Genomic DNA, 438 nt, shown 5'->3' on the forward strand with positions numbered 1-438 from the left:
GCTCAGGGCTTTCTCGGCCTCGACCATATCGCCGGTCCACATCAGCTCCATCGCCCGCCCCAGGCCAATCAGGCGTGGCAGCAGGTAGGTGCCGCCGCCATCGGGGATCAGCCCAACCTTGATGAAAATTTCCGAAAATCGCCCGCGCGCCGAGACCAGCCGCAGGTCGCAGGCCAGCGCCAGATCGCAGCCAATCCCAGCGGCAACCCCATCGACGGCGGCGATCACCGGCCACGACGAGCCGCGCACAGCCAGCAGCGTCGGCGCGTAGGCCTCGGTGAGCACGCGATAGACATCGTCGGGCGTGCCGCCGGATTGCATGGCCGCCATAATATCGGCGCCCGACGAAAAGGCCCCGCCGGCGCCAGCGATGACGATACAGCGCGTGCCATCGGTCTCACAGGCCTCGATCGCCTCGCGCATGGCGATCATGGTGTC

1 protein-coding gene is annotated in these 438 nt (G+C 67.4%); it reads right to left on the reverse strand.

Going from position 1 to position 438, the window contains the following annotated elements; genetic code table 11:
* On the reverse strand, positions 1 to 438 hold a 438-nt coding region (locus I6F37_RS40365), incomplete at both ends, for an enoyl-CoA hydratase/isomerase family protein (protein ID WP_225154430.1).

Source organism: Bradyrhizobium sp. NBAIM08 (genome assembly GCF_020193935.1).
Classification (GTDB): Bacteria; Pseudomonadota; Alphaproteobacteria; order Rhizobiales; family Xanthobacteraceae; genus Bradyrhizobium; species Bradyrhizobium yuanmingense.